Genomic DNA, 23,285 nt, shown 5'->3' with positions numbered 1-23,285 from the left:
TGCTATATAATAAAATTATGGATATAAATTACATTATTGCTAGAATTCAAAGTTTAACTAAAAAGCCAGTTACTCTTGAATCTGAGTTTTCAGAATTGCAAATTGATTCTCTTTCATTAGCTGAAATGGTTTTTCAGTTTGAAGAAAAATATGAAGTAACAATTGCAGATGAAGATTTAATGAAAGTTAAAAAAGTTAAAGATATTGTAGAAGTTTTTGATAAACTTCTTAAATAATGGTGTATAATACCATTATTATTGTAGGAGTATAGTTCAATGGTAGAACAACGGGCTTCAACCCCGTGTGTTATGGGTTCGAGTCCTGTTACTCCTGCCATTTTTTTATTTTTTTAAAAATAAAAATAGCCGACAAAGGCTATTTAATAATATCTGAAAAAGTTTTTAAAATTTTATCTGCATTTTCATCTTCAAAAGCGATAGTTGCATATGCTTCAGGACCAGTATGAATTGAAACAACGCTAGGAATGTAAGTTATAACAGGATCAGTTTTAAATTCTTTATTAACTTGATCTTTACATTGACTTAATTCATCTGGATTAGCTCCTGAATGTAAAATTATAACTTTTGTATTATTTGTTTTAACATCAAATGATTTAGATTTATCTGAAATGTTTTTTAAAATTGTTTTTAAAAAGTTTCTTCCTATTCCTTCTTTTAAAAGTTGCCCATTTTCTCATTTTATTAATGGAACTATTCCTAATGCTTTAGCAATTAAGGCTGCAGCAGGGTGTAATCTTCCACCTTTTACTAAATATTTATTGTGTTTAGGAACTAATGTTATTGAACGTTTTCAATCACCTTTTTCAATTTTTTTAATATATTCATCAATTTTTGAAGAATCTTTTTCTAATTGCATTTTAAATCAAATAACATCTAACATAATTAGTGAAGCAACTTGAACAGATTCTATTACTCTAAGTTTTTTAAATTCCTCTTTAAAAGTGGTTGCTAAAGTTGAATATGAACTTGATAAATGCTTAGATATAGGGTAGACAATTATTTCATCGTATTCCTTTGATAATTTTTCAAATAAATCATAAGCGTCTGCTGGATTAAAAGCTGAAGTTTTAACTTCTGATTTTAAATTAAAAGTATTAAATAAATTTTCTGAATTAATATCAATACCATCTGCGTAAGTTTTGTTATCAATATCTATGTAAAGTGGTAAATAATATAAACCATATTTTTCTGCTTGTGCTTTTGTTAGACCACAAGACGAATCAACTACAATTGCATATTTCATAATGCTTTCATTATACCTAATATTTTAGTTTAAAAAAATAATTATTGATTAGAGTATAAAAATATAATTAATTAATTTATAATTAAATAATTATGGCAGTATTTTTTAATTTAAATGATAAATATAAAAACACATCAATTATTTATTTTGACGCATCTATAAAAGTTTCAAAAACAGATACTTACGATGACTTTATAATTTTTAGAGATGAAGATTATAATGTTAATAGTATAAATTTACTAAAAAGTTCATTAATAAATATAAATAAAGATTTTTCAATTTTAAATTTAATTGATTTAAGCGAATTTGTAAAAAAAATTTTAATGTTAAATAAAAACTATAAATTTAATGAAAAACCTAATTTTGCTTTAGGTAAAATTATAAAAAGAGAAGTACATCCAAAAAGTGATAAGTTATTTGTCTTAGAAGTTGATTTCAATACAGAAACTCGTCAAATAATAACAAATACAACATATACGTTAGAAAATAAATATTTCTTTTGATGTTTACCAGGTTCTATAACAGCTAATGGACTAGAAATAACTAGTGGAAAAGTTATGAATGTTGATAGTTTGGGCATGCTTTGTTCATCTGAAAGCTTAAGATTAAATGAAAAAGAAAAAGGCGAATTTGAAAACTTTTTAGAAAATGCAACTGACAATAATTTAGGAAAAGATATAACTGAAATATTTGATTTTTGAAGAGGATAAAATGAGTATTATTAAAGAATTAAAAGAAAGAAAAATTTTAAAAGATATAACTAATTTAGAAAAATTTGAAAATTTAAATCCAAAAGAAACTGGTGTTTATGTTGGATTTGATCCTAGTGCTAAAAGTTTACATTTAGGAAATTATATTCTAATAAGTGTTTTAAAAAGATTTAAAGAATTTGGTTTTAATGCTTATGCATTAGTTGGTGGAGCTACTGGTATGATTGGGGATCCATCATTTAGAGATTCTGAAAGAGTTTTATTAAATAATGAACAAGTTTTAGCTAATAAAGAAAACATTAGAAAACAATTAGAAAGTTTTGGGTTAAAAGTTATTGATAACTATAACATTTATAAAGATATGAATGTTCTTGAGTTTTTAAGAGACGCTGGAAAATTAGTTAATGTTTCATATATGTTATCAAAAGAATCAGTTCAAAAAAGAATAGAAAGAGGCTTATCTTTTACAGAATTTTCTTATCAATTACTACAAGGATATGACTTTTTATCATTGTATAAATCTGATGGTATTAAAGTACAAGTTGGTGGTTCTGATCAATGAGGAAATATAACAACAGGTTTAGATATGATATCTAAAATTTTTCCTGAAAAACACAATGCAGTAGGATTAACAGTAGATTTATTAACAGATGAAAATGGAAATAAAATTGGAAAATCAACAGGTGGTGGTTCTTTATGGTTAGATAAAACTTTATCAAGCCCATTTAATATGTATCAATATTTAGTAAATCAACCTGATTCAATGGTTGAAAAATTATTAATGTGATTAACCTTTTTACCTGTTGAAGAAATTAGAAATATTTTAAATAAACATTTTGAAAACCCTTCAGCTCATTATGCACAAAAAATATTAGCAGATGAAATAGTAAAAGACATTTTCGGAAAAGAAGAATTAAAACAAGCTCAAAATATTACAAAAATTCTTTTTGATAAAAATTTTGATGTTTTAAGTTTAAATAAAAAAGACTTAGAAGTTATCGAAAATTACTTACCAGTAGTTATTTTAGAAAAAAATTCAAATTTAATTGATTCATTAATTGAAGCTAAAATTATTTCTTCGAAAAGAGAAGCTAGAGAATTTATTCAAACAAATGCCTTAAAATTAGATAATAATAATATAGATGAAAATAGTTTGTATATGCCTATCAATTATGAAGGAAAATATGCAATATTTAAAAAAGGTAAAAAACAAACAATTTTAATTAAAACTAAATAATAAAGTTTTTCTTTATTATGCCGATTTCGCTTAGTGGTAAGGCAGCTGACTCGTAACCAGCAGACACGGGTTCGATTCCCGTAGTCGGCACCATATAGGAAGCATAGGTTTGATACAGTAAAAATTGCTGTACAAATCTTTTTTTGTGCACTTTGTAGGGTTTTTAGAGCCTTTTTATCAAAAATCCGCATCATTTATCCTGGTTTCAGCTAAAAAAGCAACAGTGAACCTGGATTTTTGTTTATTTGGCATTTCTATAAAAAAACGAAAGGTTCTTACATATTTGTTAAGTGTTTTTACAGATCCTTTTTTTACTTGAATATAACTGTGAAATGAAAGATTTTAGATATAAAAATTATTTGAGAAAAATATAGAAATACTCAGATATTGAAGAAAGTGTTCTGCAACAGCGAGAAGTTTCTTAGGGTAATTTCTTTGGTTTCGTTGCTTATCGCATCAGGAACTGTTGTCGTTCGTTTTTGCGTTATTCTGTCGATTATTTCAGCCACAAATGTCGTAGTGGCCATCATAATTGGTTCGGATTCTGGCTTGACAGATATAGTTCTTGATATATTTATAGTCGATGTTTTTATTTTTATGAGGCTCTTTAATTTTTTAGATATTCCTACGCAACGAAAGCCATGTCAACGTAATGATAGGTGTTTCTAGGGAACGATTGTTTTCAGCAGGATATATTACTACAAAAAAATTATGGTTCAGTGATGATTGGTTTTGCCGAATTGCTTGCTTTATTTTGCAATAAGTGTTATAATTTTATATATAGTTTGATATTTTTTTATGGAGGCGATAATATGAAAATAAACTATCCAGCGACTATTATCAAAGTGAGAGCAATACTTAATTTATCGCAAGATGAACTTGCAGAAAAGCTTGACGTCTCTTTTGCGTCTGTAAATAGATGGGAAAATGGCAAATATGAGCCCACTAGATTGGTGAAAGAAAAACTTAGATTAATATGCAAAGAACACAACATAGAGATGGAGGCTAGACAATGCAATTAATTAAATCTCCGTTAAATTACACAGGAAATAAGTACCGTATTATGGACCAAATTAGAAAGTACTTTCCTGAAAATATAGAGTGTATGATTGATTTGTTTTGTGGGGGAGCAACAGTAGGATTAAATACTAACGCAAAAAAAATTATATTTGTTGATAGTAATGAACGAATCATTAATTTATTAATTTTTCTATCAAAACAAGATTTTGATGGTTTTATAAAAGAATGTGAAAATGTAATTGACAAATATGGCTTGTCTTATTCGTTTAAATATGGTTATAAATTTTATCGCGAAAAATGCAATGATGCAAATGCGAATAATGGGTTAAAAGATTATAATTCTGCAGGTTTTTATAAAATGAGAGAGGATTATAATCAACTCCTTGACAAAAATACAGATGATGCAAATGTGTTATTATACATGCTGATGGTATATGCATTTAATAATGATATTCGATTTAATAGCGAAGGTCATTTTAATTTGCCAGTTGGAAAAACAGATCTTAACAGGATGAATGTTAACAAAATCAAAGAATATATAGAACGCATTAAAACAATAGAGAGTGAATTTATATGTGCCAGCTTTATTGACCTTGAAAAATTAGACATTATTAATCAAGCTGACTTTATTTATATGGATCCACCATATTTAATTGGAAATGCTGTTTATAATTCTGGTTGGGGAAATCCTCAAGAACATGCATTGCTGGATTTTATAGACTCATTAATTGCTAAAAAAATTAATTTTGCTCTATCAAATGTTTTGACGAAGGTTGGAAAGACAAATGAACCTTTATCTTATTGGTGCCATAAAAATAGTGAGGTAGTAGAGGTTCATAACATTGATTATCACTATAGAGGAGCAAGTTATCATAAGGTTGATCGAAATGCTCATGAACAAGAAGTGTTAATCACTAATATGAGGTATAAGCAATGAAAATAAGCAGTAGAAGATATATTGGAAGTAAAACAAAACTACTTGATTTTATATTTAATAGTGTAAATGAATATGGATATCCTAGGGGGTCTATTTTTGCCGACATTTTTGCTGGCACAGGCGTTGTCGCTTGTAAATTTGCTGAAGAAGGATATAAAACAATATTAAACGATACATTGTATTCAAATTATGTCGTTTATCAAACTGTATTTGGTTCAGAACCAATTAGAAAAGATTATCTCGAAGAAATAATAAATAACTTAAATAAAATTGTCGGAAGTGAATTGGAAGACAATTATTTTTCAAAGATTTACGGCGGAAAATATTTTTCAAATAATGACGCAAAAAAAATAGGATATATTAGGGATTATATAGAAGGAATAAAAAATGAATTAAATTCTCGTGAATACTATAGTTTGGTCGCAACCTTACTATATTCTTGTGACAGAATAGCCAATACAGTAGGACATTTTGAATCGTTTTTGAGAAAAAAGCCTGAAGATAAAGAGTGACGATTATCTCTTTTAGAAGTGTTAAATAATGTCATTCCTGCAGATATATATAATGAAGATGCAAATGCTGTTTCTAGAAAAATAAAAGCAGATGTCGTATATATAGATCCTCCGTATAATGCTCGTCAATACATCAATTTCTATCATGTTTTGGAGAATCTTGCACGTTGGAATAAGCCTACTGAATTCGAAGGAAATTCCATGAAGTTTAAGCGAAACGAGTTGAAAAGTGAATATTGCAGAAGAAAGGCTCCTATGTTGTTTGCTGATTTAATTGAACATTTAGACTGCAGCTTAATAGTTGTGTCATATAACAATACATATAAAGCAGGAAGTATTTCTTCAGTTAACACTATCACCAGTGAACAAATTATTGAAACTTTAAGCAGAAGAGGAAAAGTTGTTGTAAAAGAAATAGACTATAAGGCTTTTAATTCTGGTAAGACAAATTTAGATGGACATAAAGAATTATTATATATTTGCGAGGTGGAAAAATGAAACTAATCGAATATTATAAAAATAAACAAACAAGTCAAACTTGGGTTGATAAGTTTCAAAGCACAGGAAAAAATAGCTGTGGTAAACTTTTTTCTTGTCTAAACGTAAATTTTAGAACTCTTACTTCCTTTTTTAAACAATTAGAAGCTTTTAAACCAAAAGATGGTTTAAGGAGAGATGACTGGAATAGCTATCAAGATAACGGTCAAGAAAAAGATAAGCACAGGATTGTTAACTTAAAGAACGCAGGTTTTATCAGAATGGATGGAGATAGATATTATATTACTGATAAAGGACATGAAGTGTTGAGAATATCAAATGATAAGGATTTGAAAGATAAAGAAAAATGGATAATTCTATTGATGCTTATCGTTGACTACAATACTGAAGAAAGAAAACAAGATTTAATAAAATCCGTTTTGGAATTGGATAGTTATTTGAAACAGCATGGATTAGAAACTGTTAAATTTCTTGAAATGTTGAAAAAATCCCTTTATATAGATAAAAAGGACAAACTCTTTCAAAGTGACGTTTTTTGGTTGATTACTTTTGCCAAAGACGAGCAATTTGATAAAATATATTTAGGTTCAACAGAAGACGAAAAACAGAATCTGTTTGATTATGTATTGTTAGTTTCACAGAACAAAAATTCTACTGATTTAATAGCACATAAGTTTGTCAGTGGTGGTGCATATTCTGTGTCAACTTTCAACAATGATATCAATATGATTTTTTCAATACTAATTTTAATTTCCTTAAGAGATGTAAATTGGGATAATTATATCGATATTATCTGTAAATGCTATTCAACATGTAATGCAGAAAGAATAAAAAAATTTATGAGCAGTAAAGGTTTAATATATCAAATGTCATATGATCAATCTTTTGGTCAAATTAATAAATTGATTGCAAAAGAAGGAATTTAATTATGAGCGTAAACAAGAATGTACATGATGTTGAGGTAGCTTTGGGACTTGCACATGGCGAATTATTAGATGAGGGGATAGAATTAGAAAAGTTCACTCCAGAATGGTTTAAGAATAAGGGCGCAGAGTTTGCTGATATAGATCTCGAAGCTAAAACATTATACAAAGAATTCCAAGTTAAATTTGGAATCGATGCTCTTGAAAAATTGAATGGTGAAGATTTATTAAAAGCATTATTCTTGGGCGGTAATACAGATAATCTTTGTCATGAACTTGAATATGTGAAAATGAACACTGAACTTTTTGGTAGTATAAAAGGTGGCAACGCTTATAAATATCCGCTATTTTTTGACAAAGAAACCAGCACATGGATGTCAGGTACAGGACAAAAACCTGCAGGTTTGTCTTTAGAAAAAGCTATAATAAAAGGAACAAAAGTAAGAGATGGGCTTGTACAAGGACTTAAAATAATTGAAGAATCAAAACCAATTAATGTAGTAGAAGACTATTTAATGCTTTATACAAAACTTTATGCGAAAATCCCTGAATTGATTGATAGCATGTGGGTTCTTAAGTACTTTCATATGATGGAGAAAGAAGTTATTCCAGTATTTTATAATAAATATTGGCAAGAAAAAGTCCTTTATGTGATAAAGCTTATTCCTTCTGATTCTACTTTTGGAAGATTAGGACAAATAAGTGAATTTGTCAAAAAATGTGAAATATCTAATGTAGTATTTGCTCAAGTTTTTTATAAGTATTGCAAAGAATTAGATTCACAAGAAGATGATAGGGAAGATTCCAATTTTGATAATAGCATAGGAAGAATAAGAGGAGGCGAAAATATTATCCTTTATGGAGTTCCTGGAGCTGGTAAATCATGGACTATTCAAAACGAATATTGCAGTGACGAAACTTGCATGGAAAGATTAGTTTTCCATCCTGATTATACTTATTCTGATTTTGTAGGCCAAATTATGCCAAAAGTTACAAACGAAGGAACTGTTAATTATGAATTTACTCCTGGTCCTTTTGCGAAACTTGTAAAAAAAGCTTATACAAATCCTGATAAAATGTTCTATCTGGTTATTGAAGAAGTAAATAGAGGTAATGCTCCTGCGATATTTGGCGATGTGTTCCAACTTTTAGATAGACAAGGTCAATTCATTAAAGATCAAACAACAGGACACAATATAGAAAACCCTAATTATGGTGCAAGTGAATATGAAATAACAAACGCTGATGTAGCAAGAGTAGTTTACGGAAATGAAAATCATAAAGTTTCTATACCATCAAATATGTCAATACTTTGCACCATGAACACAAGTGATCAAAACGTATTTACATTAGATACGGCTTTTCAAAGAAGATGGAGTATGCGCTTAATTCAAAACAAATTTCCTGAAGATGGAAGTGAAAAAGCATTCGCAGATACTTTCATTCTTGATACAAGTGTAACGTGGGAAAAATTCTTTACCGTTATTAACGATTTGATTCTTAATAAGAATATCAGAATGACATCTGCTGAAGACAAGAGGTTAGGAACACACTTTGTCTCTCAGGAAGATTTGGTTATTGATACATATGAAGGCGAAGATAAGGAACTTAGCAAAAAATCAAACAGACAAAATAGAAGGTTTGCAGAAAAAGTCTTAAAATACTTGTGGGATGATGCTTTCAAATTTAACAAAGACGAAATCTTTGATATTAGTAAAGTTAATAGTCTAGAGAAAGTAATAGAAGTATTTGTCAAGGCAAAAGGAAATACTAGATTTGAAGGAATATTTAAGCAAAATATTGTTGATGCTTTAATACCTAAACTGGAATAAATAAAAAGGAGTGATGCAAATGGCTATTGACCGTGAACGTTTTATTTTAAGAGAACACTGTCATATAGATGATAATATCGATGGCGATAGATTTGTTGGCGTTAAAGCTGATTCCATGAATGCCATGATTTATTTTCCGTTAGGCTATGAACTCCCAGAGGATGACGACGAGTTAAGACGAGATGTAAAAAATCTATTTATGGTTTTGGCGGCATTTACCGATAGAACTGATAGAGTTCTGCATATGGATAAGTTTACCGCACCTCAAACCGTAGATTTTCCTATCCAAGCCTACATTAATGTAATCAATTATTATCTTGATCATAACGGTTCTTACTATACTGAAACAGAAGTGACTTATAGAATTGATCGACGTGGTAAAACAAACTGATCTAGAACAATCAAACAAGTGTCGCCATTATTTCAAGGAAAATCAGTCATTTATTTAAATACTGTTGTTAGGGATAATACTCCTAATTTTAATATGATGATTACTAAAATTCATAAATATTGTGTTTATGAGAGTTTTGAGAGAATAGGCTGGCTTTATACAACTAACTCACCAGAAGTTGCATATGCACCCGCGGATACAAACACAATGGTTGCGATACTGAATGACAAGAAAGCAAATACTAATAACGATGTTGATAAAATGCTCTTCAGTTCGATGATAGCAATGTTAGAATTTATGGATAATCAGACCATTGATAAACAATTCTACTTTGGAACAGATAAGTTTGAACACGTATGGGAAAAACTGATAGATATTGTATTTGGTGAATCGAATAAGAGTGACTATTTTCCTCATGGCATTTGGACTCAAAGATATGGAGCTAATAAAGGAAGAGCAACTAGTGCTCTAGAACCAGACACAATAATGATTTATAATGGAAAGTATTATGTACTTGATGCGAAATATTATCGTTATGGTAATCAGCCACAGTTTGGAGTGGGGGTGCTTCCGCAATCTTCTGACATAAATAAACAAATTACATATGGCCAATTTGTTAAGCGAAACAGAGTTCCAGAAGGCGTAGAGGTATATAATGCATTCTTAATGCCATTTAATCGAGCTAAAAATAATTTTTATATTAGTGACTTATTTGGTAACGTTGCTGAAGCAACAGGTGATTGGATAAACAATCCTGAAACATATGAGAGAATTCAAGGAATTGTAGTTGACACTAGATATCTTTTGAAAAACTATCAAGGTAATCATGATAGAGATAAAGAAAAAATCAGCAAAGAAATAGAAAAATATTTCACATAAATAACTGAATAAACAAATGAGAGACTTCAAATACGAGGTCTCACTAAATTGTAATTCACAAGGTAACAGCTAACCAAATATGTTTTGGTTACCTTTTTTATATTTTCTAATATTATGATTAGTAATGTTAATTTGATGAGTGGTTATTTAAAGCTGCATTCTCAAAAGGCGCAGCAACGTAGTTTATCAATAATTGTTTTTGCTACTTTTTTAAAAAAGTAGAAATAAAAAAAAATTCAAAACTTTCCTTTCTATATTTCTTTATTATTTTTTAATCTTCAAAAGTTATTTTTAATTTTGTTTGATTTATTATTTGATCTTTCTCAACTATACAAAGTAGAATTTTCTGAAATTATTTTTCCAGGACCCTTGATTTTGCAAAGTTCATAAACTTCTGATGCACTTAAGTATCCGTGTATTTTTCGTGGTATATTATTTATATTATGTTGAACATTAAAAATTTCTTCATCTGAAACTAAGTTAAAATCAGTTTTTTTCTTGAAAAAACGTCTTACATAACCATTAAAATTTTCATTAGTTCGTCTCTGCTGCGAAGCATATGGATCAGCTTTATAAATATAAATTTTAAGTTTGTAAGCCAATATAAATAAAGAACTAAACTCAAAGCCGTTATCGCAAGTTATTGATTTAGCATTTAATTTTAGTTTTTTAATAATATTAAAAACTATTAAATTAATTTTTCAAGGATTTTTATTTGGAACTTTTACTAATATGCCATATCTACTGAATCTTTCGACAAATGATAGAATGAGTGAATGTCCTGCTTTTTGTTTTCCTACAATTAAATCTATTTCTCAATGACCAAATGTGCTTCTTTCATTTATTTCTCTAGGGCGTGCTCAAAAAGGTCTTATCCATCTTGCACCAATAAGCTTTATATGAGCTGGAGCTTTTAATCTTTTTTCTTTATTACTCAAAAATTTTAATTAATTCAGTTATATATAGTTTTTAAAGAAGGTGGTTTAAAATCAAAATTATTTTTAATATATAAATGAGTTAATTCAATACTAAAAGTGTTTTTATTGTATTTATTTTTGAATTGTATTGAATATTCGTTATATAAATTCATATTGTTAATAAATTTAAAATGATTTTTTCATTTTTCTCTATTATTATGTTTTTCTTGTGCAGAATTTGCATTATAACCTCAATAATTAGAATTAATTTTTATTTCATTTCATAATGATTTCCTTGAAATATTTAACATTTTAGAAATTTTGCTTATAGTTTTATTTTCTATATTTAAGTAAATATTAATAATTTTTCTAATTTTATAATCTATTTTTATATAATTCATATTGGTATGTCTCGAATTTCTTTCGGGGCTTTTTTATATAAAAAAACATCTTATTTATATTTTTTCATATAAATAAGATGTTACCTTGTAAATTACAATGTGGCAAATTCTTGAGAATTTGCTTCTCTCTCTCTCTCTCTGGTTATAATATAATAATGTTTAAAATAATAAAAATTAAAAAATATTTTGAATTTTTTTGCATTTTTCATTTTTATTATTTTTGTTATCCATATATAGTTTAGATAGCAAAGAATGGATTTGACAATCAAAATTTCATTATGAAGAAAATTAGTTAATTTATCTGTTAGCTTATTTGCTTTTTTAGGTATATTGGCTATTTATTATTTTGCAAAAAGAAAAAACTTTGCATTTTTATATGCTATTTTAAATGCAATTTTATATATAGTTTATTTTGTTTTTCTAATGGCTTAGTTATTGATGAAACATTACAATTTATTTATATAGTAATTTTGATATCTATTTTTATTAAGCAAAAAATAAAATCTAAATTAGAAATTAGCTCTTTGAGAAATTCATTTTATAAGGTAATTTTATTTATTCTTTATTTCATAATTTTCTTTATTATATTTTACTTTTTAAATTCTTATACAAATAATATTTTTGGAAAAATTTTAAATATTGACTATTTGGAATATGGAACTAATTTTAATTATAAAAAAATGCTTCTATTTTACTTGCATCATTTAATTCTGTTTCAGTAGTTGCATTAACTATGATGGCATTAGGTTTTAGAAACAATTGATTAATTTGATGTATTAAAAATATTTTATGTTTTATATTTTTTTCAGGAATAGTATTTTTAAACATCACAGTTCTTTTGATTAATTTAATATATTTTATAATTTCAATTTATTTATACTTTGCAACTTCAAAGAATAAGACTTTAAGAATAGCAATTATAGGAATGGGCGCTAGTGGTAAATCTACCTTAATAAAAAAAAATAAAACCTTTCTTGGATCTAAATGATATTAAAGATTTTTCTATATTTGAATTAATTAAAACTATATTCAAAGAAAAGTTTTTTTATATAAGAAAAATGATTTATCTTATATTTTAGAAAATAAAAATTTTTATGAGATATCAGTTTTTACACAAAATTTACTATTTTCTAATATTAAATCATTTATAAATAAGTGCGTAAATTTTAATTAACCAGCAAAGAGGTGTTATGAAACTTATATTAAATATTTTAAATAAATGTGATATATCGTATTCGGAATTAATTAATGGTAACAATGAATTAAGAAAACAAGATTCTCAATTAACTTTTAGTAAAAGAGAAGTTCGTAACAAAAAAATTACAATTTTAAATCAATTAGAAAAAGAATTAGAAAGTAAAAAACTAAATAAAAGAGAAAAATTAGATTATAGAAAACTATTTAAATTTCTTAACGAAGATAAAAATTTGGACTTTTATACATGCGGTCTTTCGAGAGTGTACTTAAAAGAAGATAATAATATATATGACGAGCTTATTAGAATCTTGAAAGATCCTAAATTAAAACATAAAGAATATGATAATTTTTTAGTTGTAGCACAAACTAAAGATTTGTCAAATTTAAAAATTGAAGGTATAGAAGTTGATGCTAATGCTATTAATTTATTTTTTAAATTGACAGTAACTAGAGAAATAAATAGTATAAATAATGACTATTATAGCAATACCAATAATACTGAAAACATAATTATAAATTTTGAATTACAAAGAATAAATATTTCTAATTATAATTTACCAATTAGTAAAATTAATAGAAAACTTTATAAGATTGACGAAGTTCAATTTACATGTAATAGCGATAACAAATGTAATTCAACAACTTGTAATAATTCAAAATTAATATCGAGACAAATAATAAAAAGTGTTTTACAAAATACAAAATCAATTTTTAAGAAAAATGAAGACCCTTTAAAATTAAACGATATTGAAAGCAATTTTAGATTATTTTTAGAATTTTATGATGATACAAAAAATTCTGACACCGCATTTTTTTTGAACTTGTCAAATAAAAATATTATTTTAGAAAAAAAACAGAACGAAAAGGATAATATTATTAATTTTGATAATAATTATTTATATTTATTTCACAAAAATAATTTTAATGTTTTAGAACATAAAAAAGACTGAAATTTATCAGATATTCGTTCAAAGACAAACCTGTTTGATTCACTTAAAATAACATTTAAGTTTTTTGAAGAAAAAAACGGGCTAAAAAATATACAAAAAAATGAAGCAAATAGCTATAATTTTGACAAAAACATAGAAAAAATTGATGAAAATATAAATGTACTAAATAAAGAAATTAAAGAAATTAATGTCAATTTAAATAACTTTAACAATGATATTAAAACGTATAATGGCAAAATAAGAGATATTCAAAATTTAATTAATAAATATCAGATTTTAATTAATGAAAAAACACTTGAAAAAGAAATAGAAGAAATAAAAAACAAAATAAAAAAAGAAGAAAAAAGTATTTTAGAATATGAAAACGAAATAAATAAAGTTACAAATAAACAAAATGGATTAACAAAAGAAATAAATTCTAAAAATTTAGAAATAAATAGACAAACTTCTCTTAAAAAAGAATATGAAAATTTGATAAGCAAAATAAATAACGAAAAGTATCTTGTTAAAAGAGTAAAATCAATAAAAATAGAGCCTAAAACGAAAGATGATGTATCAGTTGAAATAGAATCTTATTTTAAAAATAATAGTTGAAAAAGATATCAATTATCAACTATAAATATCGGTGAAAAAACAATAATAAATAGATCATATAATTCTATCAAAAACTTGTTTAAAGGTTATATAAAAGAACCTTCATTTTTGCCATCGTTAATTGAACTATTGACCGTAAAAATAGATGAAAATAGCAAAGTTATTGAAGATATTAATAATTTTATTTCTAAATATAATTTGAACGAAAAACAGGTTTTGGCCTTTAAAAAGGCAATTTTTTCTGATGCATTATTCTTATTACAAGGCCCTCCAGGCACTGGAAAAACTCAAGTGATATCAGCTTTGATCGATTACTATCAATATAAAAATCAAAATATTATGCTAACTTCTTCAACACATGAAGCTATTGACAATGTTTTTGATAGATTTGCTAGATTAAATCCGATAAATCCTAATATTTTTGCAATAAAAGTATCAAGTGGAAATAGAGCAAATAATATTAATCCTTATTCAAAAGAAAATCTATCTAATCGTTATATAAAAGCCTTAATATCAGAAGAGAATTTATTGCATAAAACTAACTCAACTAACAATAAAATTTTTGAATTTTGTAATGATATTAATAAAGATATTAATGAAAATAATATAAAAATTTGAAATCTATTTATTAAAAAAATAATTGAAAATGGAAAGAAAATTGAAGAATTTAAAGAATCGCTAGAAGTTCATTACTATATGTCAGAAGATGACGGCGCTTCTGATAGAAAATACTCTAAGAAAATTATTGATATTTTAGAAAAATACGACTATTTAAAAATTGGAAAAGAACTAAAAAAAATTGGAGTAAATTCACCGAAAAACATATCTGATTATGTAAAAAATGAGCAAAATAAAAACATCAATGATTTTTGTGATTCTGAAGTTTTATTTAAAATAAAAAACAAGTTAAACATTGCAATCAAACTTAATGATTTAGAAGATAAAAATGAAGATATTTATTGAAATGAAAAATTAGTTGATGTTTTATTTGATAATGAATTAGTTAACTTATTTGGTTTAACAACTACATCAAGCAGTGAAATTGAACATAATGGTAAGTTTATTGATTTGACAATGGACTATAAAATTGATTTGGCAATTATGGACGAAACTTCGAAGTCAAATTTATTTGAAATAATAAATAGATGTTTACATTCAGGCAAATCAATTTTATGTGGTGACGCTTATCAATTGCCACCTACTGTTGATTTTTCAGAAGAATTATATAATTGAGTGATTAAAGAAAAATATGGCTTAGATAATGTCGATAAAAAAATGAAGAATGATCTTGTTAATAAAATTAACGATTCATTGGCATATCCTTATTTTAATGAGAAAATAAAAGAATTAACGAATATGTCGAATGGCAATTCATTGGCTTATGAATTTTTAGATATTCAACATAGATTTCCAGACGAAATTTGTCATTTTATAAATGTTTTATATAAACAAAAAAATCAGGAACTTAAAACATTTAACAAAGATGTTAACTTTAAAAAATATAGCAATATAACTAGCAAGTTAAATTTAATAGATACTAACACTCTTCCAATAAAATACATTATTGATATAAAACAATTTGATAATAAATTTAACCTTGTTAATAATTTTGATCACAATATGCTAATTGAAGATGGCTTTATATCAAGTTCATTTATTAAAAAATTTAATCAGAGTACACTAGATACTAGAATGAATCAATATAATGCGATTGTAATAGTCAAAATAATTCAAAAATTAATAAATGACTTGGAACATGATGGAATAAACATTGAAAATGAAAAATCAAAAATCGGAGTTATTGCTTTGACTAGAAATCAGGCAATTGTTATTAGAGGAATTATTCAATCTAAATATCCAGATTTATATACTAAATATATTGCAACGAGATCAATAGTAATTGATACGATTGATAACTTTCAAGGTAGAGAATGTGAATTTATTATTGTTGACTTAGTGAGATCGGAAAATAAAGGAACAGAGGAAACAACTAATAAACGTAATACCAACTTTTTAAACGATGAAGCTAGACTGAACGTTGCTTTTAGTCGAACAAAAAATATTTTAATTGTTGTCGGTGATTTTTCATATTATAAAAATAGTAGCCAAGGCTTAATGGTATTGAAAAAATATATAAATAATTATTTGCAAAACAAAGATTATTTTGTAACCCCAGAAGAATTTATAGGAAAGGAATACAATGAATGATAAGATAAAAATTAAACTTAATTTTCCAGTTATTCAAAAGCGCGTTGAATTTACGTATCGTGAAATAGAAAAAATGGAAAATTATTATAAATTTATATTGATTCCGCTTATTGAATTTAAAAAATTAAATAAGTATATTACTGTAAATGACATATTTAAGGAGTTTTACAACATTAATAGTGATGTGTTGATTCGTAAATTTTGGCTATTGATTTTAAGGGATATGCATAGAAAAAATATAATAACTATAAATTTTAATTCTTCTGAAAGCATGATTGAGGATTTTAATTTATTAGAAATGGATATTAAAAACATTGACATAAATAAAAAAATTGAAAAATATGTTGAAATGAATAAGTTTTACAGTTTAACTGACCGAGAGATGAAAAAGTACTTCACTTTCTATATTAAGAGTAAGTTTTTATCAGAGAATTATGATAAATACTTTGACACTAAAAATATAGATAAAGCTTGAAATGGCTATTCTTTTGAAGGCTTTGATAAAAATGAATCAAAAGAAATTGATCAAAAGATTTCGAAACTTGAATATGATTTTGAAAAAGATGACTCAAAATTAATATTGAAAAAAGGTGTTGAAAATAGTCATGATATTAAAGTGTCATTTTTTGAATCTGATTACGCCTTTGATATTAACAATTCATCAACTATTATTTCTATTAATATAAGACCAATGAATATTGCACAAAATTACTTCATGGAAGATTTTATAAAGAGTAATTTAATTAATGAACTGAATAATCGTAAATTGTTATATGACACTATATTCCCAAATAATACTTTTTTGAGTAATTTTCGAATTAAAGATAGATATGAAAAATTAGATATAAAAGAATTTGATATCAAAAAATGAATGATAAAAAAATCATTCGATCAAAATAATATTGTTGAAGGAAAATATAATGAAAAGTTTTTGCTATTAGATAAAAAAATATTTGACATAAACAAAATAAAAGTTAATGTAAAAATTGATGATAATAAAGTTGAAGAAAATGGAGTAGACTTTTTTATTCCAACTGAAATACCCGAATCAAAATACCTTGAGTTGCTGGAAGATATTTATGATAAAAAAATATCGCCCACTGATATTATGGCTTCTGCTTTAGAAAAATATTTAGACAAATTTTTAAAAGACATTAAAGAAAAATCTAACTTTAATTTTGAATTAATTTCAAAAATTTGAATATTTTTAAGTAATTTTAAAACTAAAGATAGATTCAAAGAAATTACTCAACTATTTTCTAATAATGTGTTTTTAGATGTTTTAAATACTATTAAAACTAGCGATGATTTAGATAAATTCATGAGCATTTTAAATAATAGCGAACTTATTTTTAAAAACATTATTAGTGAATACAATATCAATTTACACAATTTAGATATTTTTAACTTTATATCTTCATGAAATAATAATATGCTTAGAGAAATTTTTAAAAAGTATGTTAATGAACACCATCTAGTTGATTTATATAATGACAATAAATTTAAAGAAACACTATTTTATCACGATTTAAAAAATCATATTTCTAGCGATTTTGAAAATTTAAATGAACAAATTAATTCTGACATTGAAGCTTCAGTTAAATTAAATCATTTAGAAAAATTTAAGAAAAAAGAAGTATATAAAGGTCTATTAGCATTTGATTGTTTAGATTACATTAATGAATATATTTTTAAAAAAGAGGAAGAAATCAAAAACTCTTTAGAATATATTAGAAATAATTTAATTCCTAAAGCTGTATCAATCAGACAAAGACTTGAAAAATTTAAAAAAAATAGTAAAACAACATTTACAGAATCATTAGAAAAAATAGATCTAAAACTCGCTGATTATTACAAATATTTATCTAATAACTATGCTCATTCTTCTAAAAAAGACACGACTACGGCTGAATATATTTTGAAAATGAGTGATGAAGAAGTAATGGTTGAAAATAATAAGTTAGATAAAATTAGCGAATATATAAAACAATTTGAGGTTAGTAAATAATGAGTCACATAGCAACCGTAACATTGAATTTAAGCGAATTAGAAAAACAAGATTTAGAAAATATTTGTGATAAAAATACTGAACTACTAAATAATATGCTTTTATCTAATGAATATCAAAACAATAGATTAATAAAAGAAGCTATTGAACAAATTGAAAATGTTAAATCAAATATTAATCAAAAAGTTGAAATGGATTTAAATTCATACAAAGGATTAAGTTTATACGAATTAGAATATGACAAAATCAATAAATTATTATTAAATATAATTGATACAGTTGATTATAGAAAAGTAGATAATTCAATTTCGATAGAAAATTTTAATCACTATGTATATGAATTTGGGAAATTAGCTTACGAAGCAAGAGATTTGATCATAAATAGTAATTTAGAGTTAACTGAAGATAACCTTAATTTAGAAATTAATGAACTAATGAATGCCAAAGCTTCTATTGAAGAATTAAGAAGCTTTAAGAATAGTATTTATGCAAAAATAAGCGAAATTAAAAATAACGAATTAAAACAATATTTTGAAGATAAGATAAAAATAATTACAACTAAAAAAGATATTGATGATTTTAAAATTTGATTTAAAGAAAAAAATAATTCAATATTGAAAGCCGATAAAATAGCAAAACCATTTATTGAGTTTTTAATGATTAAAGAAAAGTATAAATTAGCAGGAAAACAAATAAAAGTTGTTAATGAAAAGCTTTTCGTAATTTATATTTTAGAAAACAATTTAGAAGAACAAGTGATATTTAATGTTTCACCAGACGGAACGGTTGAATATCAAATCGGTGACTATAAAAGGCATGTATGTTCAAAAACGGCTAATCAGATGCTTGAATATATAACTAAAAATTCAAATATGAATATTGTTAAATATACTGTTAATAGAACTTTTGTAGCAACAAAACCCAAATATAGTGCAAAAGAAAAAGTAAAAAGATGAGGTAATAAATAATGAATTTAAAAGAAGCAATTACAACGCAATTAAAATTTAAATTACTCAATAAAAATATTGTGATTTTAAAAGGAAACACTTCTGAGTTTATATCTCCTAAAATATTGAATTTGCCAATAAAAAAACCGTCATTAGATAATATAAATAAAAATTTATTAAAAAGTGAATATTTAGAATCCCTTACTGAATTTGTAAATTTAGATTTTTTAACTTTCAATCAATATTTATTGCATTATTTATATCAGGATAAAAATCTAGACATTGATAATATATATCTTTACAATTCAAATTGAGAAATGGAGAGTGAAATCGTTCACGGAAATATAAAAATTTTTAAAAATAAAGATAAAAAAACTGATACTTTGAAAACTTTTGATGATATTGAAAAATCAGAAATATTTGATTTTGTAAATATTGAAAGTAATGATAATGTCAAAAATGAGGATATCAATTTAAAATTAAAAAGTTTAATAATTGAGAAAATCAATAATGAAGGAATTGCTTCACAAAATTTATTTATCTTAGATTTAGCTGATTCTATTTATAGCGATAAAAATGCTCAATTAGATATCGCTAAATTAAATTCATTGATTGATATGTTCACTAACGAAATTAATCAAATAGCTCATAAAAACAAACCTTCAAATTTTAAATTAATAATTTTGATAAAAAACGATCAAATATTTAATTCAATACTTTTTAATAATAATCAGGAAATAACATCACTAATAATTCCAAGTCCTTCATTAGAGGAAAGAAAATCATTTTTTAACATAAGAGGGATTTTATTTAAAAAACTTGATAATAAATTAATAACCAAAAAAGAAATTGATGATGCAAGTGCAATAACTAATGGATTAACTTTTAGAGAATTATTTCAACTTGAAGTATTTTCTAATAATATTGATAATATAAAAGATTTTAAAGAACTATATAGACTATGTTTTTTTGAAAAGAAAGAATCAGAATGAGAAAAAATTAATGCTGAAAATTTAAATAAATTCTTAGAAGATTTTGACAATAAAGTTAAAGGTCAATCTCATGTTGGTATTAAAATAAAAGACACACTAATTAGAAGTCAGATTGGATTACAAGGTATTTTACAAAGCTCTGACATTCAAAAAAAATCAAAACCAAGAGGAATTTTATTCTTTGCTGGACCTACAGGTGTTGGAAAAACTGAATCAGCAAAAGCTTTATCTGAATTTATTTTTAATGACCCAAATCAAATAATTAGATTTGATATGTCAGAGTATAACCATGAAGAATCTGATCAAAAACTTTTAGGAGCTGCTCCAGGTTATATTGGATATGAAGCTGGCGGCACGCTTACTAATTCTGTTTTACAAAAACCTTTTTCTATTTTATTATTTGATGAGATAGAAAAGGCTAATTCAAAAATATTTGATAAATTTTTACAAATTTTAGAAGATGGTAGATTGACTTCTTCTAAAGGAGAATTAGTTGATTTTTCAGAAACATTTATTATTTTTACTTCAAATATAGGTGCTTCTACAATGCCTAAAGACATAGATAATAAAAAAATTCAAGAGCACTTTATTTCAGAAGTTAAAAAATATTTTAGCTATGAGTTAAAAAGACCTGAGATTTTAAATAGAATTGGCATACCGAACATAATTCCTTTTAATAAAATTACCTCTTTAGAAATAAAAATTGACATTATAAAATCTAAAATTAAAAAAATGAAAGAATTTTTATTAAAAGAAAAAAACATAAAATTAATATTTGATGATTCGATTGAAGAATATTATTTATTAGTTGCTAATAATGTTGATGATTCAATGGGAGCTCGTTCTCTTATTTTATTTTTAGAAACTGATTTAGTAAAAGCAATATCAAATATCATTTTTAAAAATAGAGAACTAATTGAAAATAAATTATTAGAATCAAAAGACGACGACGCTTTAGTAAATTTAAAACTAAAATATGTATCTTCAAATAATAGCCACGGTTTTAAAGAAGAAATATTTTAAAATAAATTCAATTAAAACAAAATATTTAGGTATCCAGTAAACTGGAAATTTTTTTCGGACAATTTTATTCATACAGAAATTATGCCAATAGCAAAATTTCTGTATGAGTTTTTTATAATCTAATTTTTTTTAGTATTTTATCAATTTATAAATTTTGGGTGACTTGCCTGTTTTGATTTTATACTCATATTTAAATTATATAATTTGTATTTTTTTCTCATTGATGTAAGAGAATACTTTTCTCAACTTCTTAACCTAATCTCATATGAAATAAATTCAAATTACGATTTAGAAATTTTATAATTTTTGGTCGCTGTAAAATTTAGAGTGCTCTCTTGAAAAAGAAAATTAGTAGCTAGTTAGTAGCTACTTTTTTTGTAGTTAAATCAATTTAAGGTAAAAAAAAGTATCACGCCCAAAAAAGCATAATACAATAACTAGATACCTATATTATACCAGGGTGTGAAAAATTTTTTACAAAATAAAAAAATTGTTAGCGAGGTAATAATATGGGAGCATTTAATAATTTGCAAATTTTAAGGGAAGAAAGTAAATACTTAACTCGAAAAGAAATTTTAAGAGATCAGAAAATTAAAAGTTTTAAAAAACTATGCAGTATTAAAAAATATTTAAAAATTAATTTTGATAAGTTTTTAAATCTTGTTAGAAATTTTAAAATTAACTTAAATTATGAAGTTATTAAAATGCTAGAGAAAAAACAAAACGCTAGCTTAATTTTAATGCTTATTTTAATTGTTAAAAAAGCTTTAAAAATTAAGAACTTTAAACTATGAGATTTGATCGGCTTTGGCTTATCTATAAATAGATTAAAACATGGGTTAAATGAGCTTAAAAAATTAGGATTAATAATTCTTAAGGGCAAATACTATTTTTTGAAAAAAAACATTGTAAAAAATAATGGTAACAAAATGCGTTATTTAAGTTTTAAAAACCTAGAAGATTGAATGCTATTTTTTACAGGGAATTTCAAAGCTTTAATAAGCGTCAAAAAAATTCTTTGAAAAAAAGCGGATTCTAAAAAAATAAAGTTATTAATAACTAATAAATTTTTAGAAGTATCAAAATATAAAACTAAATTTATTTTACTTTTAGTTTTAGTGTATTTTGGTCTATGGAGAAGCGCAATCACATTAGAAACAAAGTGAGCAAAAAAAGTCGGTTTAAGATCTTTAAGATATATCGAGTTTTAAAACCGCATGTTGTGTAAGAGGATATAAAAAGTAATTACTATGTTGCGGTAGTAAAAATTTTGCTATTCTGTTTTTTAAGATTTTTAGAAATTTTTAATATTAAAATTACCCTTTCGCTTTTAAATTTAAAAAATGGAGCAAAAAACTACTGCAAAGATAAAAGTAATAAAGAGGATATATAAAGTATAAATATCAAACTTAATAAATATATCTATTTAAACCTTTTATATTCTCTTAAAAAGTTTTTTTATGCGTGAATGTATGTATGTGTTATTAGTGAGGTGTATTTATGGATGTACGAGAATTTGTTTATCAGCCGACTTTTTTTGCTCTGCGAGGTGAAATATTAAAAATAGGCGAATTAGAAAGGACGATAATTGATGATAAGGAAGTATTTCATTTACAACTTTCATTAAAAGTTGAAGTTGATGAATTTGGTAGCACTTCATTAAAAGTCGAACCTTATATTTTTGAGTTTGCAGTTTTTGATGAAATCGCTATTAATTTATCAAAACGGGATATGTTTAAAGAAAATGATTTTTGTTATTTACAGGGTTATATCATGCCAGGTTATGTATTTGGCAATTGTAGACTTATTGTAAATAGAATTGTTAAAGAATAATATTAGGAGTTTA

17 protein-coding genes, 2 tRNA genes and 1 pseudogene are annotated in these 23,285 nt (G+C 25.1%); 17 read left to right on the top strand and 3 right to left on the bottom strand.

All coding sequences use genetic code 4. The features are described 5' to 3' along the window. Nucleotides 1-17 precede the first annotated feature (17 nt). Complete coding sequence (locus tag EXC47_RS01580) at nt 18-236, top strand: phosphopantetheine-binding protein (RefSeq protein WP_129646475.1); 219 nt, start codon at nt 18-20, stop codon at nt 234-236. 25 nt (nt 237-261) lie between these two features. Next, nucleotides 262-336, top strand: a tRNA-Trp gene (locus EXC47_RS01575). A 39-nt stretch (nt 337-375) separates the two neighbouring features. Here EXC47_RS01575 and EXC47_RS01570 read toward each other — a convergent pair. Continuing rightward, nucleotides 376-1,263, bottom strand: coding sequence for a DegV family protein (locus tag EXC47_RS01570; RefSeq protein WP_129646473.1), 888 nt, complete (start codon nt 1,261-1,263; stop codon nt 376-378). Between the two features lie 92 nt (nt 1,264-1,355). Here EXC47_RS01570 and tapR point away from each other — a divergent pair, with 92 nt between their 5' ends. The 9 genes from tapR (at nt 1,356) to EXC47_RS01525 (ending at nt 10,202) form a co-directional block, all read left to right on the top strand. Then, on the top strand, nt 1,356-1,973 hold the full coding sequence (gene tapR, locus EXC47_RS01565) for a TyrS-associated PheT N-terminal domain-related protein TapR (protein ID WP_129646471.1): 618 nt from the start codon (nt 1,356-1,358) through the stop codon (nt 1,971-1,973). A 1-nt stretch (nt 1,974) separates the two neighbouring features. Then, nucleotides 1,975-3,210, top strand: a complete 1,236-nt coding sequence (gene tyrS, locus EXC47_RS01560) for a tyrosine--tRNA ligase (protein WP_129646469.1) — start codon at nt 1,975-1,977, stop codon at nt 3,208-3,210. A gap of 19 nt (nt 3,211-3,229) precedes the next feature. Beyond that, nucleotides 3,230-3,303: transfer RNA gene (locus EXC47_RS01555), tRNA-Thr, on the top strand. A 629-nt stretch (nt 3,304-3,932) separates the two neighbouring features. Continuing rightward, on the top strand, nt 3,933-4,232 hold the full coding sequence (locus EXC47_RS01550) for a helix-turn-helix domain-containing protein (RefSeq protein ID WP_129646467.1): 300 nt from the start codon (nt 3,933-3,935) through the stop codon (nt 4,230-4,232). Continuing rightward, the gene (locus tag EXC47_RS01545) at nt 4,223-5,173 is read left to right on the top strand and encodes a Dam family site-specific DNA-(adenine-N6)-methyltransferase (RefSeq protein ID WP_129646465.1); all 951 of its coding nucleotides are present in this window, start codon (nt 4,223-4,225) and stop codon (nt 5,171-5,173) included. The genes EXC47_RS01550 and EXC47_RS01545 overlap by 10 nt, the downstream gene beginning before the upstream one ends. Next, nucleotides 5,164-6,183 carry a DNA adenine methylase gene (locus EXC47_RS01540; protein WP_129646463.1) on the top strand — a complete coding sequence of 340 codons (1,020 nt, stop codon included), beginning with the start codon at nt 5,164-5,166 and terminating at the stop codon, nt 6,181-6,183. The genes EXC47_RS01545 and EXC47_RS01540 overlap by 10 nt, the downstream gene beginning before the upstream one ends. Continuing rightward, on the top strand, nt 6,174-7,103 hold the full coding sequence (locus EXC47_RS01535; protein ID WP_129646461.1) for a hypothetical protein: 930 nt from the start codon (nt 6,174-6,176) through the stop codon (nt 7,101-7,103). Before EXC47_RS01540 ends, EXC47_RS01535 begins: the two co-directional genes overlap by 10 nt. 41 nt (nt 7,104-7,144) lie before the next feature. Next, nucleotides 7,145-8,932: an AAA family ATPase gene (locus EXC47_RS01530; RefSeq protein ID WP_220096566.1), complete on the top strand. Its 1,788-nt coding sequence runs from the start codon at nt 7,145-7,147 to the stop codon at nt 8,930-8,932. A gap of 19 nt (nt 8,933-8,951) precedes the next feature. Next, on the top strand, nt 8,952-10,202 hold the full coding sequence (locus EXC47_RS01525) for an LlaJI family restriction endonuclease (RefSeq protein WP_129647273.1): 1,251 nt from the start codon (nt 8,952-8,954) through the stop codon (nt 10,200-10,202). Nucleotides 10,203-10,453: 251 nt separating this feature from the next. Here EXC47_RS01525 and EXC47_RS04040 read toward each other — a convergent pair. Both EXC47_RS04040 and EXC47_RS03895 read right to left on the bottom strand, forming a co-directional pair. Then, nucleotides 10,454-11,578: pseudogene (locus EXC47_RS04040) on the bottom strand (IS30 family transposase). 608 nt (nt 11,579-12,186) lie between these two features. Further along, complete coding sequence (locus EXC47_RS03895) at nt 12,187-12,348, bottom strand: hypothetical protein (RefSeq protein ID WP_165255938.1); 162 nt, start codon at nt 12,346-12,348, stop codon at nt 12,187-12,189. A 362-nt stretch (nt 12,349-12,710) separates the two neighbouring features. Here EXC47_RS03895 and EXC47_RS03890 point away from each other — a divergent pair, with 362 nt between their 5' ends. From EXC47_RS03890 to EXC47_RS01485, 6 genes are all read left to right on the top strand, one after another. After that, nucleotides 12,711-16,472 (top strand): AAA domain-containing protein, encoded by a 3,762-nt coding sequence (locus tag EXC47_RS03890; protein ID WP_165255935.1) that lies wholly within the window; start codon nt 12,711-12,713, stop codon nt 16,470-16,472. Then, nucleotides 16,462-18,477 (top strand): hypothetical protein, encoded by a 2,016-nt coding sequence (locus EXC47_RS01505; RefSeq protein WP_129646457.1) that lies wholly within the window; start codon nt 16,462-16,464, stop codon nt 18,475-18,477. The genes EXC47_RS03890 and EXC47_RS01505 overlap by 11 nt, the downstream gene beginning before the upstream one ends. Next, complete coding sequence (locus EXC47_RS01500; RefSeq protein WP_129646455.1) at nt 18,477-19,445, top strand: hypothetical protein; 969 nt, start codon at nt 18,477-18,479, stop codon at nt 19,443-19,445. The genes EXC47_RS01505 and EXC47_RS01500 overlap by 1 nt, the downstream gene beginning before the upstream one ends. Beyond that, a complete protein-coding gene (locus EXC47_RS03965; RefSeq protein ID WP_223211697.1) occupies nt 19,445-21,439 on the top strand; it encodes an AAA family ATPase in 1,995 nt (664 codons plus the stop codon). The genes EXC47_RS01500 and EXC47_RS03965 overlap by 1 nt, the downstream gene beginning before the upstream one ends. A 509-nt stretch (nt 21,440-21,948) precedes the next feature. Continuing rightward, nucleotides 21,949-22,650, top strand: coding sequence for a hypothetical protein (locus tag EXC47_RS01490; RefSeq protein WP_027122602.1), 702 nt, complete (start codon nt 21,949-21,951; stop codon nt 22,648-22,650). 289 nt (nt 22,651-22,939) lie between these two features. Then, the gene (locus EXC47_RS01485; protein ID WP_027122601.1) at nt 22,940-23,272 is read left to right on the top strand and encodes a hypothetical protein; all 333 of its coding nucleotides are present in this window, start codon (nt 22,940-22,942) and stop codon (nt 23,270-23,272) included. Nucleotides 23,273-23,285 lie beyond the last annotated feature (13 nt).

This window comes from Mycoplasmopsis maculosa (assembly GCF_900660665.1).
In the GTDB taxonomy this organism is placed as follows: Bacteria; Bacillota_I; Bacilli_A; order Mycoplasmatales; family Metamycoplasmataceae; genus Mycoplasmopsis; species Mycoplasmopsis maculosa.
The sequence above is the reverse complement of the archived record's forward strand: the minus strand, read 5'-3'. Positions and strand labels throughout refer to the sequence as shown.